This window comes from Pseudoroseomonas cervicalis (genome assembly GCF_030818485.1).
Lineage (GTDB): Bacteria > Pseudomonadota > Alphaproteobacteria > Acetobacterales > Acetobacteraceae > Pseudoroseomonas > Pseudoroseomonas cervicalis_A.
Genome location: NZ_JAUTAJ010000004.1, coordinates 2,133,029 through 2,145,186, shown reverse-complemented (window position 1 = coordinate 2,145,186; position 12,158 = coordinate 2,133,029). Strand labels below are relative to the sequence as shown.

At 72.5% G+C, this 12,158-nt stretch carries 13 protein-coding genes; 9 read left to right on the top strand and 4 right to left on the bottom strand.

Annotated elements, in window-relative coordinates:
* Window positions 1–60 precede the first annotated feature (60 nt).
* From QE401_RS13905 to QE401_RS13880, 6 genes are all read left to right on the top strand, one after another.
* Complete coding sequence (locus tag QE401_RS13905; protein ID WP_307138775.1) at window positions 61–1,281, top strand: MFS transporter; 1,221 nt, start codon at window positions 61–63, stop codon at window positions 1,279–1,281.
* Window positions 1,282–1,574: 293 nt separating this feature from the next.
* The gene (locus tag QE401_RS13900; protein ID WP_307138774.1) at window positions 1,575–2,222 is read left to right on the top strand and encodes a 50S ribosomal protein L25/general stress protein Ctc; all 648 of its coding nucleotides are present in this window, start codon (window positions 1,575–1,577) and stop codon (window positions 2,220–2,222) included.
* Window positions 2,223–2,237: 15 nt separating this feature from the next.
* Window positions 2,238–2,810, top strand: a complete 573-nt coding sequence (pth, locus tag QE401_RS13895; protein WP_007003753.1) for an aminoacyl-tRNA hydrolase — start codon at window positions 2,238–2,240, stop codon at window positions 2,808–2,810.
* A gap of 3 nt (window positions 2,811–2,813) precedes the next feature.
* Window positions 2,814–3,230: a hypothetical protein gene (locus tag QE401_RS13890; protein ID WP_271137272.1), complete on the top strand. Its 417-nt coding sequence runs from the start codon at window positions 2,814–2,816 to the stop codon at window positions 3,228–3,230.
* A 126-nt stretch (window positions 3,231–3,356) separates the two neighbouring features.
* Complete coding sequence (ychF, locus tag QE401_RS13885; RefSeq protein WP_307138773.1) at window positions 3,357–4,451, top strand: redox-regulated ATPase YchF; 1,095 nt, start codon at window positions 3,357–3,359, stop codon at window positions 4,449–4,451.
* Window positions 4,452–4,659: 208 nt separating this feature from the next.
* A complete protein-coding gene (locus tag QE401_RS13880) occupies window positions 4,660–6,501 on the top strand; it encodes an ATP-binding protein (RefSeq protein ID WP_307138772.1) in 1,842 nt (613 codons plus the stop codon).
* Between the two features lie 57 nt (window positions 6,502–6,558).
* On the opposite strand, the gene QE401_RS13875 is transcribed toward QE401_RS13880, so the two are convergent.
* Window positions 6,559–6,753, bottom strand: a complete 195-nt coding sequence (locus tag QE401_RS13875; RefSeq protein ID WP_307138771.1) for a DUF4169 family protein — start codon at window positions 6,751–6,753, stop codon at window positions 6,559–6,561.
* A 67-nt stretch (window positions 6,754–6,820) separates the two neighbouring features.
* Between QE401_RS13875 and QE401_RS13870 the strand changes: the two genes are divergently transcribed.
* Window positions 6,821–7,486 carry a dienelactone hydrolase family protein gene (locus QE401_RS13870; protein ID WP_307138770.1) on the top strand — a complete coding sequence of 222 codons (666 nt, stop codon included), beginning with the start codon at window positions 6,821–6,823 and terminating at the stop codon, window positions 7,484–7,486.
* Between the two features lie 16 nt (window positions 7,487–7,502).
* Complete coding sequence (locus tag QE401_RS13865) at window positions 7,503–7,664, top strand: hypothetical protein (RefSeq protein WP_307138769.1); 162 nt, start codon at window positions 7,503–7,505, stop codon at window positions 7,662–7,664.
* A gap of 71 nt (window positions 7,665–7,735) precedes the next feature.
* Here QE401_RS13865 and dgt read toward each other — a convergent pair whose 3' ends face one another.
* From dgt to QE401_RS13850, 3 genes are read right to left on the bottom strand one after another with little or no spacing between them, the layout of a single operon-like run.
* Window positions 7,736–9,052: a dGTP triphosphohydrolase gene (dgt, locus tag QE401_RS13860; RefSeq protein WP_307138768.1), complete on the bottom strand. Its 1,317-nt coding sequence runs from the start codon at window positions 9,050–9,052 to the stop codon at window positions 7,736–7,738.
* A gap of 7 nt (window positions 9,053–9,059) precedes the next feature.
* Entirely contained in the window at window positions 9,060–10,583 is a 1,524-nt protein-coding gene (gene rfaE1, locus QE401_RS13855; protein ID WP_307138767.1) for a D-glycero-beta-D-manno-heptose-7-phosphate kinase, read from the bottom strand.
* A gap of 47 nt (window positions 10,584–10,630) precedes the next feature.
* Complete coding sequence (locus QE401_RS13850; RefSeq protein ID WP_307138766.1) at window positions 10,631–11,302, bottom strand: metallophosphoesterase family protein; 672 nt, start codon at window positions 11,300–11,302, stop codon at window positions 10,631–10,633.
* Between the two features lie 193 nt (window positions 11,303–11,495).
* On the opposite strand from QE401_RS13850, the gene QE401_RS13845 reads away from it, so the two are divergent.
* Entirely contained in the window at window positions 11,496–12,146 is a 651-nt protein-coding gene (locus QE401_RS13845) for a TetR/AcrR family transcriptional regulator (RefSeq protein WP_307138765.1), read from the top strand.
* Window positions 12,147–12,158: the final 12 nt, after the last annotated feature.

Sequence of the window (12,158 nt, the reverse complement as noted above, 5' to 3'; positions counted from 1 at the left end):
TGTCGGTTCCTGGCCAGGCTATCCTGCCCGGACACAGGACAAGAACACGAAAGACCGGCCATGCCCTTCTCCCCGGCCACACGGCAGATCGCCTTCGTCAACGCGGCGCACAGCTTCACCCATTTCTGCCTGCTGATCCTGGCGACCGCCGTGCTCGGCATGGTGCAGCAGGATGCGGCGCTGTTCGGCACGGAATACGGGCCGATCCTGGCGCTCGGCACCGCGATGTTCGTGGTCTATGGCGTGGGCGCGCTGCCGATGGGCTGGCTGGCCGCGCGCTATGGGCGGCGCAATTTGATGCTGGCCTTCTTCCTCGGCACCGGCGGCTGCATGGCGCTGGCGGGGCTGACGGCCTCGCCCTGGGCGCTGGCGCTGGCGCTGGCCGGCATGGGGGCCTTCGCCGCCATCTACCACCCGGTCGGCACCGCCATGCTGGTGGAGGCGGCGGGCGACCGGGTCGGGCGCGCGGTCGGCATCAACGGGGTGTTCGGCAATCTCGGCGTGGCGATGGCGCCGGTGGCGACGGCCTTCCTGGCGATCACGCTGGGCTGGCGCTGGGCCTTCCTGGTGCCGGGGGTGCTCTGCGTGCTGCTCGGCCTGCTCTATGCGCGGGAGCCGGCGGTGGACCTGGCCGCCGCGGCCAAGGGGGCGCGGCCCTTCCCGGTGATCCCGCGCGCGGTGGTGCGGCGGGCGGTGATCGTGCTGCTGGCGATCGCCGCGGCCTCGGGGCTGGTGTTCAACGCCTTCACCCTGCTGCTGCCCAAGCTGATGGAAGAGCGGCTGGCCGGCAGCCCGGATTTGCTGCCGGTGATCGGCACGCTGGCCTTCCTGGTGACGCTGTGCGGCGGGCTGACGCAGTTCACCGTCGGCCGGATGATCGACCGCATGACGCTGAAGCGCGTCTTCCTGCCGATGGCGCTGGTGCAGGTGCCGGCGATGCTGGCGCTGGCCTGGGCGCAGGGCTGGATGGTGCTGCCGCTGGCGGCGCTGCTGGCGGCCTCGATCTTCGGCCAGGTGACGGTGAACGAGACGATGACGGCGCGCTACATCGCGCCGGCGCTGCGGGTGAAGCTGTATTCGATCCGCTTCTTCGTGGGCTTCCTCGGCGCCGCCGCGGCCTCTCCGCTGATCGGGCTGCTGCACCAGGCGACCGGCAATCTGAGTGCGACCATCGTGGTGCTGGCGGGCTTCGGCTCGGTGACGCTGCTTTGCGCGCTGTTCTTCCCGGACCGGGAGGAGGAGCTGAAGCCGGAGATGTGGGCGGTGGCGCCGGCGGAGTAAGCCTGACGAATAAGAAGAAGCGTTCTTTTTTGGAAAAAAGAACCAAAAAACTTCTGTTAATTCAGAGTCCCGCTTCGACGTGAGACGGCGGCAGCCCGGAAGAAAACTTCTTTTTCTTCAGAAAAAGAAGATTCTGCCGGATGAGTCCTGGCTTGAAAGACTCCCCTGGAATGGGCTATGTCGCCCGCCGCACGCCGGCACCCCTGGAGGCCGGCGTGCTCGCGTTCGGGCATGGGCCTGGGCGTGCGGCGGGCGCCCCGGATTGGCGCCCATAGAAGCGGAGCTTTTCAGCAATGGTCCAGACCATTCGGATCGAGGCCGAGGCGCGCGAGCGGGCCGGTAAGGGGGCGGCGCGCGCGACTCGGAAGGACGGGCGTGTGCCCGCCGTCATCTACGGCGCGAAGCAGGAGGCGGTGCTCCTCTCGCTCGACCCGCGCGACGTGATGAAGGAGATGCACAAGGGCGGCTGGCAGTCGCACCTGTATGAGGTGGCGGTGGCGGGCGCGGCCCCGGTGCGCTGCCTGATGCGCGAGGTGCAGTTCCACCCCGTCAAGGACAGCCCGCTGCATGTGGACTTCCAGCGCCTGGCGCCGGGTCAGCTGATCCGCGTGAAGGTGCCGGTCGTGTTCCTGAACGAGGAGAGCGCGCCGGGCGTCAAGGAGGGTGGCGTGCTGAACGTCGTCCGCCGTGAGCTCGAGGTGCTGTCCGACCCGGACCAGGTGCCGGAGCAGTTCGAGGTCGACCTGGCCAACGCCACGATCGGCGACAGCCTGCGCTGGTCCAACGTGCTCGACCACAAGGGCACCAAGCCGGTGATCGTCGGCCGCGACTTCGTGGTGGCGACCATCGCGCCGCCGACGGTCGAGGAAGAGGTCGTGGTGCAGGCCCCGGTCGCCGCCGCCGCGCCCGCCAAGGGCAAGGCCGCCGGCAAGAAGAAGTAAGACGGAGCCGTCGCGGTGCTGCTCTGGGTCGGCCTCGGCAATCCCGAACCGGGTCAGGCGCGGCACCGCCACAATATCGGCTTCATGGCGCTCGACGCCATCGCGCGCCGCCACGGCTTCACGCCGTGGCGGCAACGCTACAAGGGCCTGGTGGCCGAGGGCAGCATCGACGGGCGCAAGCTCCTGCTGCTGAAGCCGCAGACCTATATGAACCTCTCCGGCGAATCGGTGCAGCCGGCGGCGGCCTTCCACAAGATCCCGCTTTCCGACATCACCGCCTTCCATGACGAGCTCGACCTCGCCCCCGGCAAGATCCGGGTGAAGAAGGGCGGGGGTGCGGCCGGCCATAACGGGCTGCGCGACATGGATCGCCGCCTGGGCGCGCCGGATTACTGGCGGGTGCGGCTCGGCATCGGCCATCCGGGGTCGAAGGAGAAGGTCACCGGCCATGTGCTGGGGAATTTTGCCAAGGTGGACACCTGGCTCGAACCCATGCTGGATGCGGTGGCGGAGGCCGCGCCCCTGCTCGCCCGCGGCGAGACCGAGGCGTTCATGACCCGCGTGGCCCTGCTGACCCAGGAGAGCTGAGACATGGCGATGGAAGACGCGGCGGCCGATCTCGCCGCCGAATTCGGCGGACCCGGGCCCGAGGACATGGCGAATGGCGCCGCCGCCCTGGCCGCCGGGCTGCTGGCCCAGGCGCAGAGCCTGGCGGGCACCGCCGCCGCGCTGGAACGCAGCCGCACCGGGCACAAGGCCGCCATCGAATCCGCCGCCGCGCGCGCCTCGCTGGCGCTGGCCATGGCGCAGGTGGTGTCGGAATGCGCCGGCCCCGCGCGGGCCGAGATGATCGCCGCCGCCGCCCGTTCGCTGGAGGTGCCGCTGGGCGGCGCCGTGATCCAGCTGCGCGCCGCCGCCCTGGCGCTGCCCACCGACGACGCGGCGGCGCGCATCGCCGCGGCGCAGATCTGCAGCGAGATCGCCGGCAGCCTGTCGGGCGCCGCCTGATCCCGCGCGGCGGGCGCGCCCCGCCGCCCTTTTCCCGCCGGGCCGCCCCTGCCACAGGGCGCGGGCCCGGACCCCGCCTGCCGCGGCCCTCCGCCGCGTGGCGCCTTCTGCCTCCGAGGACCGGTCATGGGCTTCAATTGCGGTATCGTCGGGCTGCCGAATGTCGGCAAGTCCACCCTGTTCAACGCGCTGACGCAGACCGCGGCGGCCCAGGCCGCCAACTATCCCTTCTGCACGATCGAGCCGAATGTCGGCCGCGTCGCCGTGCCGGACCGCCGCCTTGACGCCATCGCCAAGATCGGCAAGAGCCAGAAGATCGTGCCCACCAGCCTGGAATTCGTCGACATCGCCGGGCTGGTGCGCGGCGCCTCGCGCGGGGAGGGGCTGGGCAACCAGTTCCTGGCGAACATCCGTGAGACGGATGCGATCGTGCACGTCCTGCGCTGCTTCGAGGATGGTGACGTCACCCATGTCGAGGGCAGCGTCGACCCGATCCGCGACGCCGACACCATCGAGACCGAGCTGATGCTGGCCGACATGGACAGCCTGGAGAAGCGCATCACCGGGCTGCAGAAGCGCGCCCGCGGCGGCGACAAGGAGGCCGCCGGCCAGCTGGCGCTGATCGAGCCGATCCTGGCGGGCCTGCGCGACGGCAGGCCGGCCCGCGCCTCCATCCCCAAGGGGGAGGAGGAGGCGGTGAAGCGCCTGCAGCTGCTGACCTCCAAGCCCGTGCTCTATGTCTGCAATGTCGAGGAGGGCGCGGCCGCCACCGGCAATGCGCAGAGCGCACGGGTGTTCGAGCGCGCCGCCGCCGAGGGCGCCAAGGCCGTCGTCGTCTCCGCCGCCATCGAGGCGGAGATCAGCCAGATGGACGCGGCCGACCGGGGCGAGTTCCTGGAAGGGCTCGGCCTGTCGGATTCCGGGCTCGATCGCGTCATCGCCGCCGGCTACGGGCTGCTCGGCCTGATCACCTATTTCACCGTGGGGCCGAAGGAGGCGCGCGCCTGGACCATCCTGAAGGGGATGAAGGCGCCGCAGGCGGCCGGCGTGATCCATGGCGATTTCGAGCGCGGCTTCATCGCCGCCGAGACCATCGGCTATGACGACTATGTCACGCTGGGCGGCGAGCAGGCGGCCAAGGAAGCCGGCAAGATGCGCGTCGAGGGCAAGGAATACGTCGTCAAGGATGGCGACATCATGCTGTTCCGCTTCAACGTCTGACCCGCGGGGGCGGGCCCGCCGGCCCGCCCGCCATCGCTGCCCTGCCCACGCCATGAAAGGCCTGCCAGCCCGGCGCCTGGCGGCATTTTCCGTCGGCGCCGCGCCGCTGTGGGTTGTTTTCCGTCTAGGGCCGGGGCGCCGCCACCGCTAAGAAGGGCTGGGGCGCTGCCGCGCCCCGGCGTTTCCCGCGGCGAACCGGGCCTTTTTCGTGTCTCTCGACAGCTACACCCTGCTCACGGTCAGCGTCGCCCTCGGGGCGCTGCTGGGGCTCATCTGGCTCGGCCTGTCGATCGGTCGGCACAGCCTGCCCGGCATCCGCGCCTGGGGCATGTCGCTGCTCGGGCTCAGCACCGCCTCGCTGCTGCTGGCGCTGCGCGGCAAGGCGCCGGTCTTCCTCTCCATCGACATCGCCAATCTCGTGGTGCTGCTGGCCCTGGCCTCGGCCTGGCACGGCGCGCGCCGCTTCGACGGGGAGCGCCCGCTGCTCTGGCCGCTGCTGCTGCCGGGGCTGATCTGGCTCGGCCTGCGCGCCCTGCCGGCGCTGACCGCGGCGGTGGAGACGCGGGTCATCATCATGTCGCTGCTCAGCACGCCGCTGATCCTCGGCACCGCCTGGCAATTCGCCAAGGGCCGGGCGGAGAGCCCGATGCTGCGCGGCATCCTGGCCGCCACCTTCGGCCTGCAGGGCGTGATGATGCTGCTGCGCATCCCGGTGGTGGTGTGGATGGGCAGCTGGAAGCCCAGCGAGGCGCTGCCGGACAATTTCTGGGTCCAGCTGGTGATGCTGCAGGCCATCCTGCAGGGGGTGGGGGTCAGCTTCCTGCTGCTGGCGCTGTTCCGCGAGCGCGGCGAGCGCCGCGCGGTCGCCGCCGCCGCCGCGGCCGCGCGCAGCGCCGAGCAGGCCAGCGAGGCGAAGTCGCGCTTCCTGGCGCGGATGAGCCATGAGCTGCGCACGCCGCTGAACGGCGTGCTGGGGCTGGCCCAGCTGCTGGCGGCGCGGCGCGACCTGCCGGAGGCGGCGCAGGCGCAGCTGGCGGTGATCGAGCGCGCCGGGCGGCATCTGCTGGCCCTCGTCAATGACGTGCTGGATCTGGCGCAGGTCGAGGCCGGGCGGCTCAGCCTGCAGCGCGCGCCGCTGGCGCTGCAGCCGCTGCTGGAGGAGGCGCTGGCGCTGGTGCGGCCGGAGGCGGAGCGCAAGCGGCTGACGCTCGGCCTGGTCACCGCGCCGGGCCTGCCGCCGGCGGTCTGCGGCGATGCGAGGCGGCTGCGCCAGATCCTGCTGAACCTGCTGGGCAATGCGGTGAAGTTCACTCCCGCCGGCGGGCAGGTCACCCTCTCGGCGGCGCCGCTGCTGGGGCAGGGGCTGCGGCTGGAGGTGCTGGACAGCGGCCCCGGCATCGCCCCCGACCAGGCGGCGCGGCTGTTCCGCGACTTCCAGCGCCTGGGCGATGGCGCGGCGCGGGAGGAGGGCAGCGGCCTCGGCCTCGCCATCTGCGCCGCACTGGCGCTGGCCATGCAGGGCCGGATCGGCGTCGAGGCCGGGCCGGATGGCCGTGGCAGCCGCTTCTGGGTGGAGCTGCCGCTGCCCCCCGCCGCTCTGCCGCCGGCGCCGCACCCGGCCGCGGGCGCCGCCATCACGCCGCGCCGCGTGCTGGTGGTGGATGATGTGGCGGTGAACCGCGTGGTGGCCGAGGCGCTGCTGCAGGCCGATGGCCACAGCGTGCTGCTGGCCGCCGGCGGCGAGGAGGCGCTGGCCCTGCTGGAGGCCGATGCCGGCATCGACCTGATGCTGCTGGATGTGCAGATGCCCGGCATGGACGGGCTGGAGACCGCCCGCCGCCTGCGGGCGCTGGAGCCGGTGCTGCGCCCGGGCGCGGCGCGGCTGCCGGTGCTGGCGCTGACCGCCGAGGTGGGCGAGGCGCAGCGCCGCGCCTGCCTGGCCGCCGGTATGGATGGGCATGTCGCCAAGCCGGTGGAGCGCGCCGCGCTGCAGGCGGCGATCGCCGCCGCGCCGCGGCCGGAACTGCAGCAGCCCGCGCCAGGCGCCTGAGCGGCGGCCGGCCGCGCGCCGGCTCGGCCCCCTGGCGGCGACCCGCCGCGGGGCTGTTCAGCCCTTCTCCGGCCCGCCTTCCTCCTGCCGGGCGCCGTCCAGCAGCGCGTTGCGGCGCGCCTCGGCCTCGGCATCGCGCGCCCGCTGCTCGCGGCTGCGACCGAATTTCTCGCGGTTGGCGGCGGCCTGGCGGGCCTCGGCCGCGCGCGCCGCCTGTTTGCGCCGGCGGTTGAGGTTGACGATCTCTGCCATGCTCCGAGGATAGGCGGGCAGGGCCGGGACGGGAATGGCCCGCCGCGCCCCAGGGCAGGAGAGAGGCATGCAGGTCGAACTGGTCGCCGCCGATGGCCACAGGCTTTCCGCCTGGCGCGCCGGGCCGGAACAGGCGCCGATGGCCCTGGTGGTGGTGCAGGAGATCTTCGGCGTGAACCGGCATATGCGCCGCGTCTGCGACCGATTCGCCCAGCAGGGCTATGCCGTGCTGGCCCCGGCCCTGTTCGACCGGGCGGAAAAGGGGGTGGAGCTGGGCTATACGCCGGAAGATGTGAAGCAGGGCCTGGCGCTGCGCAGCGCCATCGACCCCGCCGCCACGCTGCTGGATGTCGAGGCCGCGGCCGCCGCCCTGCCCTCCGGCGCCCGCATCGGCCTGATCGGCTATTGCTGGGGCGGCACCGTCGCCTGGCACGGCGCGACCCGCAGCGAGGCCTTCGCCGCCGCGGTCGGCTATTACGGCGGCGGCATCGCCGCGGCGAAGGAGGAAGCGCCGCGCTGCCCGGTACAGCTGCATTTCGGCGAGGCCGATAGCGGCATCCCCATGGCCGATGTCGAGGCGATCCGGAACGCCCAGCCGGGGGTGGAGGTCTTCACCTATGCCGGCGCCGGGCACGGCTTCGCCTGCGAGGAGCGCGGCGCCTACAGCCCGGCCGATGCGGTGCTGGCCGAGCAGCGGGCGCTGGGCTTCCTGGCCCGCCATCTCGGCGGCTGAGCCGGCGGGCGGGGCGGTGCTCGGCTATCTGGCGCTGGTGGGCGTGCTGCTGGCGGCGCTGACGCTGCTGGCCATGCATGACAGCCACGGCTTCGACAGCATGCCCTGGGCGATGCTGACGCTGCTGGCGGTGGCGGCGCTGGTGATGGCCTTCCGCCGGCCGCCGAAAGACGATTGAGGGGGCTTTGCCCCCTCAAACTCCCGCCTTCTTTTTCCTCGGGCAGGGGACGGGGTCCCCTGCACCCGCCTTCAGAGGCCGCGCAGCCGGGCGGCCAGATGCGCGGCGTAATTGTCGGTCATGCCGGCGACGAAATCCACCGCGCAGCGGATCGTCTCCGACGGCGAAAAACCCGGGCGCGGATGGTAGTCCTGCATCAGCGACAGCGCCTGGCGCGAGGGGGCGGCGACCTTCTCCACCTCGCCACCGGCGCGCACATAGGCGAGCGAGGCCTCCAGGAAGACCGAGAGCGTCTTCTCCAGCACATCGCCGGCGCCGATCTCGAACTCCGCCTTGCGCGGGTGGAAATACAGCGTGTCGCGGTTCTTCGCCTCGATGGCGCGGAAGGGCTCGCGCAGCGCCGGGGCGCAGAGCTTGATCAGCGAGCGCCCGGCCTCCAGCTCGCCCGCCATGATCGCCGCCGCATGGTCGCAATAGGCGCGCGCCACGGCGTTGATCATGCGGCCGATCGCCTTGCTGCGCAGCAGGGCGATCTTCTGGATGCGGCTATCCTCATCGGCCAGCCGCGCCTGGCTGACCTCGCCCAGCGGTGCCACCAGCGCCTCGTAGTCGCGATAGGGCACCATATCCAGCTCGACCGCGTCCTCGAGATCGGCCAGGCCATAGGTGATGTCGTCCGCCGCCTCCATCAGCCAGACGGCGGGGTGGCGCGGATGCGGGCCCGACAGGCCGCAGCCCTCGGTCACCGCCTGGAAGGCCGCGGCCTCGGTGGCGAAATGGTTGAACTTCACGCCGGGGCGGCCGTCGCGGGCGGCGCGGGGATCCTCGCCCCCCCAGGGATATTTCAGGAAGGCGCCGAGGCTCGCCAGGCTCAGCTTCAGCCCGCCGCGCTCGCGATAGCCATCGGCGCGGGTCAGGATGCGGAAGCCCTGGGCGTTGCCGTCGAAGAAGCGGAGGTCGTGGTCGAGCTTCAGGCCGCTGGCGGCGCCCGGCCCGTCCAGCCAGCGCGCCATATGGGTGGCGATCACCGCCTCCCCGGCATGGCCGAAGGGCGGGTTGCCGATGTCATGCGCCAGGCACACCGCCTGCACCAGATAGCCGAGATCATCCGGCGTGTGGCCGGCCGCGCGCAGCTCGGCGGCCAGCTCGGTGCCCACGGTGAAGCCCAGCGAGCGGCCGACGGACGCCACCTCCAGCGTGTGCAGCAGGCGGTTGCGCACATGCGCGTTGAAGGGCAGGGGGTGGACCTGGGTCTTCTGCTGCAGCCGGCGGAAGGGGCGGCTGAAGACGATGCGGTCCTGGTCGATCTGGTAGGCGTTGCGGTTCAGCGCCGGCTTGCGGGCCGCGTCCAGGAAGCGGCGGCTCTCGAACAGCCTCTCCCAGCGCACGCGGCGCTCAGCCCCGCATCCGTGCGACGGTGGCGGTGGTGGAATTGCCCGGCAGCAGCTCGGCCAGCTTCACCACGCCGCCCCATTCCTGCACCAGCTCGCCGCCCACCACCTGGTCCACCGTGTAGTCGGCGCCCTTCACCAGCACATCGGGGCGCAGCAGGTGGATCAGCTCGACCGGCGTGTCCTCCTCGAAGATGGTCACCAGGTCGACGGTGGCGAGCGAGGCCAGCACGGCGGCGCGCGCCGCCTCGGGCTGGATCGGCCGGGTCGGGCCCTTGAGGCGCTTGACGCTGCTATCGGCGTTCAGCCCGACCACCAGCCGGTCGCACCAGCTGCGCGCCTGCTCCAGCAGATGGACATGGCCGGGATGCAGCAGGTCGAAACAGCCATTGGTGAAGCCCACGCGCCAGCCGCGCTGGCGCCAGCGCTCCACCTGCTCCGCCGCCGCCGCCCGGCGCAGCACCTTTCGCAGTGCCCCGCGCTCGGGGGTCAGCGCCTCCAGCAGGTCGGATTCGCGGGCCACCGCGGTGCCGACCTTGCCCACCACCAGCCCGCCCGCGATGTTGGCGATGCGGGCGGCCAGCGGCAGGGCCAGCCCCGCCGCCATGCCGGCGGCCAGCACGGCGACGGCCGTGTCGCCGGCGCCGGAGACATCATGCACCTCCGGCGCCTCGGCCGGGAAATGATGGACCTCGTCGCCCTCGAGCAGCGTCATGCCGTCCTCGGAGCGGGTGACCAGCACCGCGCCGAAGCCATGGCGGTCCCGCAGGGCGCGGGCGGCAGCGACGATGTCCTCCTCCGAATCGATCGGCAGCCCGCTGGCCAGGGCCAGCTCCGCCCGGTTCGGCGTGACGATGTCGGCGCCGGCGTACCGGGAGAAATCCTCGCCCTTGGGGTCGACCACGACGCGGCGGCCGGCCGATTTGGCGGCGGCGATCAGCCGCGCCGGCACGTCGCCGGAGAGCACGCCCTTGCAGTAGTCGGACAGCACCATCACCGAGGTGGCGGCGACCGTGTCGGTGGCGATGCGCACCAGCCGGTCGGCCAGGCGCTGATGGATCGGCCGGGCGATCTCATGGTCGGCGCGCAGCATCTGCTGGCCGCTGGCGATGAAGCGGGTCTTGGTGGTGGTGGCGCGGCCGCCCTGCACCAGCAGCCAGGGCTCGACCCCCGGCTGGCCGCCGACCAGGCCCGTCAGGTCCGACCCCGCCTGGTCATCGCCCACCACGGACAGGAAGGCGACGGCAGCGCCGAGGGCGGTGAGGTTGCGCACCACATTGCCGGCGCCGCCGGGCATGGCGACCTCGCGCTCCACCGCCAGCACCGGCACCGGCGCCTCGGGGCTGATGCGCTTCACCGCGCCATAGACGTAGCGGTCGAGCATGGCATCGCCCACCACCAGGACGGAGGCGCGCTTGAGCTGGCGCACCGCCTCGGTGAGGTCGGCCTGATCGGGAACCGGCGGTGCCCCCTCGGGCGCGGCGGCGCTGCCGGCAGGGGTGGCGGAGGGGGGCTCGTGGCCTTGCATCGTCCCGCTGCCTAGCGCAGTGGCGCGGGCGGGCGCAAGGCGCCCCCTCACGCCGAGAGGAAGCGCAGCCCCGCCTCCTGCAGCACCAGGCAGGTCAGCGCGCCGCCGCCCACCGCCCCGGTGTCGATGCCGATGCGGTTCGGCCGCAGCTCCGGCGCCCGGCAGGGGGTGTGGCCATGCACCACAACCATCGGAAAAGCCCGCGGCCAGGACAGGAAGGGCTCGCGGATCCAGAGCAGGTCCTGGCTGCGCTGCGCCTCCAGGCTGCGGCGCGGATCGATGCCGGCATGGACAAAAAGATAATCGCCCGCCTGCCATTGCAGGGCGGTGGCCTGCAGCAGCGCCAGATGCGCCGCTGGCGGGGCGAAGCCGGCATCGCGCGCCCCATAGGAGGCGAGCGTCGCGTCGCCGCCATTCCACAGCCAGAGATCCTCGGCCAGCGAGCCGGGGCCGCCCTGCAGCCCCTCCAGCATCATCGCCTCGTGATTGCCGCGCAGCAGCACGGATTCGGCGCCCGCCACCGGGAGGGGGCCCAGCAGCGCCTCGATCACCGCGGCGCTGTCCGGGCCGCGATCGACATAATCGCCGAGATGGATGATGGCGCAGCGCTCGGCCGGGCGGGATTGCCAATCCTCGGTGATGCGGCGGTGCAGCGTGGCCAGCCGGGCGGCGCAGCCATGCACGTCGCCGATCGCATAGACCCGAAGGCCCTGCGGCAATCGGCCCGGCGCCGGCCTCTCCGCCTCTCTCGCCATCACAGCACACACGCCCCCGGAAGCGGGACAGGCCCGCACCCGATCCTGCGCGCCGTTCCCGGCTGAGACAACGCCGCAATGCGCCGCGGGTTGGCCATTTTCCGCAGGCGAGGGGCGGTTTCTGGACAGGGCGTTCTAGAACGACTATTCCAATTGCATGGTCCGCACCGCCCGCTACTCCGCCGAACTGTTCGTCGACGCCGCCATGACCCTGGTGGCCGAGCACGGCCCCGCCGCCGCCTCGCTGCAGGCGATCGCCCGCAAGGTGGGGGCGCCCACCGGCTCCATCTATCACCGTTTCGAGTCGCGCTCGGCGATCCTGGGCACCGCCTGGAACCAGGCCTATGGCGGCTTCGTCGCGCGGCTCGCGCCGCTGCTGCGGCAGGGGCGGATGCGCGAGGCGGCGCTGGCCATCCTGCCCTGGGCCGCCGAGGACCCGCGCCGCGCCCGTTTCCTGCTGCTGCATGAGCCGGTGGAGCTGTTCGAGGACACGCCGCCCCCCGCGCCGCTGCGCGCGGCGCTGGAGCGGCTGGAGGCCGAGCTGGATGGCGCCTTCCGCCAGGGGCTGGCGCTGCGCCGCGGCGGGGACGCCCTGGCTGAGGCAGGCCTGGCCGAGGAAGACCTGGCCCGCGCCCGCTTCCTGGTGTTTGACGGGCCGATCGCCCTGCTGCGCCCCGCCTTGCTGGCCGGCGGCGGGCTGCCGCCGCATCTCGGCGCCATGATCCATGAGCTGCATGGCGGTGTCGCCCTGCTGGCCGGCGCCGTGCCGGCCGCGGCGCCACGCGCCGCCACCCTGCGAATCGCCTGAGGAGGGCGTCCC